This is a genomic window from Paenibacillus thiaminolyticus (assembly GCF_003591545.1).
Lineage (GTDB): Bacteria > Bacillota > Bacilli > Paenibacillales > Paenibacillaceae > Paenibacillus_B > Paenibacillus_B thiaminolyticus_A.
Window position 1 is genome coordinate 1 of the sequence record NZ_QYZD01000082.1, and the last position, 3,879, is coordinate 3,879.

Below are 3,879 nucleotides of genomic sequence, written 5' to 3' on the forward strand. Positions count from 1 at the left end.
AGAACCTTAATCCAACTCCTGCCCGTCATTTTCGATTTGGATATGACCACAATATGAACGGGAGCCTATACAATGCAAGCCAGTGAGATCAGCGATAGGTTTGTAATTGAGATCGTAGACGATAGGGAAGCCGTTGAAGTTAGAGATGTGATTTCAGCAGAAGAATTGTGAGCGGCATCATTTCAATTCGTTTGCCTGTTCCCTTGTACTTATGCAACAGAGCTTTCATCATGCCTTGATCGAGTTGATGTATCCATTACCTGTTCACGTTCCGCCATTCGTTTCGTCCTCCTTTGATTTTGGGCATGCAAAAAAAGCTCATTCCTACTCATGGTTCTAGTGGGAAAGAGCTTTTGAAAGTTTATAATGTGTTTCAGTTGTTTAGTGTTTGGTTTGTTGGTTGTATTGTACGATCTTGTTGTTACGTTGTAAACTCCTAACTATTGTCCATCCACAGTTTTTATTTCTTTCCATTCAATCTCGTTAGATTGAATGATTAGTACAATTACATCGTCCAAACCATTGAGAACTATTTTAATACGCTCACCTTCTCCATCAAATGGGAGTACATCGACCTCTAGTATTTCACTACTGTCCAAATTAAATAAATGAGGTTCAGTTTTGTAGAATGTTACATCGGAGAAAATTAATATTCCAAGCTGCATTTCTGGTTCAGTTTCAACATAGAAAGATTGCTTCCACTGACACAATACTAAAGTCATCCTTAACTGCTTCTTGGCTTCATTATATTCTAAATCCTCTACAAGACTATCAAAAAGGGTATACGCTTTAATAAATTCTGATGGTTTCATTTTTCTCTCCTAATCTAAGGTATAATGTGAGATGCTTTCGAGCCTTTTGCTACCGGATTACCCTTAACATCAAGGTAATAATCATTTTTCCCTGTACTATTTGGGTTGTGAATATGATAATGATCTTTACCCTCAAAACCATTTGCTCCTGGTTTCCCAGGGTCAAATCTAACTTTCATTCCTGTAACAGGGTCAATATATTCTCGCGAGCTAGTATTCTTCGCCATTCCTTCTGGCGTTGTATCTTTCCAGCCGTTATTAATTAATTCTTTAGGATCCTTCGGTAAATTATTTGTAGTATACTTAGCTTTTGGCGTCCCCTCAGCACGACGCGCGGAACTTCCACTGTTTCCACCATCCACTGTGGAGTACATAGGATGGTCTGAATTTTTGAGAATAATCGGAACTCTTTGGTTTGTCCCGGCCGTTTGCTTGTACGCGACCTTGAAAGGCATACGATCCGCCAAGTCTTTCGGCATTTTCCCCAGCAGCTTCCCGATAGCCGCCTCCAACTCTTCGAACCGTTCCTCCAGGCTCTTCGCATGCGTTTTGAACTTGCCATCTTTGGGTGGACCTTTCTTCTTGGGAAATGGACGAATGAGGAGGCATTTTCCCATGAGCCCCCTGTCAGGAAATTTTCTGCATTTGCTGTGTCGTTCGTCTATGATAATGTCATCCCATAACTGTTCTGAGATAATGTCACTATGGGACAGGAGACAATGACATTGACGAAAGCAGAAATGAAGAAGGGACTAGTTGTGGAGAAAATCATAGATCGACGGATGACGAACAGAGAGGGATCGGTAGCGCTGGGTTTATCAGAACGCCAAGTCATTCGGCTAAAGAAGAAATACCAATCTGAGAAAGAAGCACAAGAATCGGGGAAAACAGACTCGCCACGCCCCCCCCAATGAAGTGAAGGAACGAGTCGTTGAACTGTGCACAACCAAGTATTACGGGAGCAATTGTTGTCACTTCGCAGAGCTTCTGCAGGAGCATGAATCGCTGACACTGAGTGCTTTCAGCGTAAGACGCATCCTTCTAGCTAGAGGGCTTAAGCAGACCAGGCAACGGCGAGGCAGACTCAGAAAAGCCCATTAGCCACGTGCAAGCCAGCATAATGTGGCAGATTGACGCAAGTCCTTATGCATGGTTGGAGGATCGGGCTTCGTCCTTTTCGTCCTTTTCGTCCTTTACGCTGAATGCTGCGATTGACGATGCAACGTGCACGGTTGTCGGTGCAGTCTTTCGTCAACGAATGCCGGGAAGCCTATTCCCTTGTCATGGAGCAAGGAATACAAAAATGCGGGATTCCCCTTGGGTTCAACAGTGATCAGCATACGATTTTCCGGTCGCCTAATGAAAAGCAAGCAAGAACTCTGGTGAGACCAAACCGCTCTCCCACTTCGGCAAAGCAATGGCTGACTTGCATTGAGCACATCAAGGCGATTACACCGCAAAGGACGCATAGAACGGCTGTAGCAGACGTTTCAGGATACTTGGTAATCGAACTGCGGCTTCTTAACATCAAGATGCTGGAATAAGCGAACGCGGCTCTGTCCGGCCTATTGGAGAAGCACAATCACAAATTTTTTATTCAACCGAAAATGACGGAGTCGGCTTACCTAAAACTTGATCCGTCCGTCGATTTAACTCATGTGTTCACGCTCAGAAATTATCAGCAACTCGGGACCGGGACCCTCCTCTCGTACAGCGGGAAGTGCTATACCCTTGCCCAACCTGCCTCACTTCATCTTGATGCGAAAACGACGGTTGAAATGTGAGAGACTTTAACAGGAGAAGTATGGTTGCGGCCCCGAGGCCAGCCCTGGGAATTGAAAGAAACCCTGAAGCCTCAGCAGAAGACGTCTGAATCAAAAAAGCGAGTTCGCGCCACGCAAACCCGCCCCGAATCATCCGTGAAAAACCACGTCTGAGACCACTAGAAATAAGCGTGCCACAAAAAGCAGTGCGTTTCAAGATGCAATGTATTCACAGCATAATAACTATGCATAGGTCACCTGATTGCCCCCTGATCACACAAGTGACATTTTCACAGACAATTGACACACAAAATATTATTCCGGGCAAAGATCTAGAAGGTCGAAAAACATTGCGTGTTCTACTGTAACTTGTGATCCAAAAAATAACACTCCATGATTGAATTCTAGTCCAAATATAACTTCATTGATCTCCTTAAAGGATAATATGGTATATCCACTTTTAGAAAATATGGTTCTAATTAATTCATCAAGCTCTTGTTGCTTTCGGTTATACGGTTGAGTATCAAAACCATCAAGAGTTGGAGTACTACTATTCATATCCTTGTTTTCAACTTGAAACTCGTGTTGCAGATAAAGCACTGGAGCAAGTTTTGAAATCAATAAGGTACTGCTATAGATAACTTCAAATTCCCCTTTAGTATATTTTTCATAATTAAAAGTGATTTTAGAGGATGGCCATACTTCCCCATAGTTCGTATCAGTAATTTCAATATTATTATTTTCTGCAAACGCCTTTATCTCTGTTGGTATTAAAAAATTCTCTTTGCACTTAAGTAGATAATCAGATATCTCATTATTTCTATAGTACTTATCAATAGTCTTTTTGAGTAGGTCATTCATGCTATTTCTCACTCCTTATTTTACTTTTAAATCGTGACCACCAGATTTATCAGCAGGTTTAGTTGAGTTTAAGTTGAAATTCACTTCACCCTGATGCTTTCCTTTTTTGTTGACCACCTCAAACCTGCCATGTTGGGTATCTAACGCATAGTAATTCCCGGTCTCTGAATCAAAATAGACGTCTCTACCATTTTGTTTAGTTAATTTTGAATCCTTCTTCCAATTTTTCTGTTTTGCTATATCGGCAGCTGTCGTCCTTATTAAAGCCACTTTTTCATTTACATTCATTTTCGCTATAGTTTTTTCAAAGGATACTACATCGAAATCAGCTTTTCCCGTCCCCTCAGGCGGCTTCCCATTGGGCTTGCTTGGTTTCTGCGGGGAAGGCTTTTTCGGCGTTGGACTATTTGACCCTCCGCTTTTAAACATTTGATAAAGCTCAT

General features: G+C 42.2%; 4 protein-coding genes and 1 pseudogene. 1 reads left to right on the top strand and 4 read right to left on the bottom strand.

Annotated features, from left to right (window positions below; all coding sequences use genetic code 11):
- Positions 1-440: 440 nt before the first annotated feature.
- Positions 441-812 (bottom strand): hypothetical protein, encoded by a 372-nt coding sequence (locus DQX05_RS29860; RefSeq protein ID WP_119796864.1) that lies wholly within the window; start codon positions 810-812, stop codon positions 441-443.
- Between the two features lie 14 nt (positions 813-826).
- Positions 827-1,429 (bottom strand): hypothetical protein, encoded by a 603-nt coding sequence (locus DQX05_RS32750; protein ID WP_259392312.1) that lies wholly within the window; start codon positions 1,427-1,429, stop codon positions 827-829.
- 108 nt (positions 1,430-1,537) lie between these two features.
- Between DQX05_RS32750 and DQX05_RS33485 the strand changes: the two are divergent.
- Positions 1,538-2,828 (top strand): annotated as a pseudogene (locus DQX05_RS33485) (transposase family protein).
- A gap of 62 nt (positions 2,829-2,890) precedes the next feature.
- Here DQX05_RS33485 and DQX05_RS29880 read toward each other — a convergent pair.
- Together DQX05_RS29880 and DQX05_RS29885 are read right to left on the bottom strand one after the other, a co-directional pair.
- Positions 2,891-3,436 (bottom strand): hypothetical protein, encoded by a 546-nt coding sequence (locus tag DQX05_RS29880; protein WP_119796867.1) that lies wholly within the window; start codon positions 3,434-3,436, stop codon positions 2,891-2,893.
- A gap of 15 nt (positions 3,437-3,451) precedes the next feature.
- On the bottom strand, positions 3,452-3,879 hold a 428-nt coding region (locus DQX05_RS29885), incomplete at its 5' end, for a colicin E3/pyocin S6 family cytotoxin (protein ID WP_310735708.1).

Bases quoted from the DNA above. Each gene is read 5' to 3' on its own strand.
- DQX05_RS29860 (WP_119796864.1), bottom strand. From the start codon at position 812: ATGAAACCATCAGAATTTATTAAAGCGTATACCCTTTTTGATAGTCTT.
- DQX05_RS32750 (WP_259392312.1), bottom strand. From the start codon at position 1,429: ATGGGAAAATGCCTCCTCATTCGTCCATTTCCCAAGAAGAAAGGTCCA.
- DQX05_RS29880 (WP_119796867.1), bottom strand. From the start codon at position 3,436: ATGAATGACCTACTCAAAAAGACTATTGATAAGTACTATAGAAATAAT.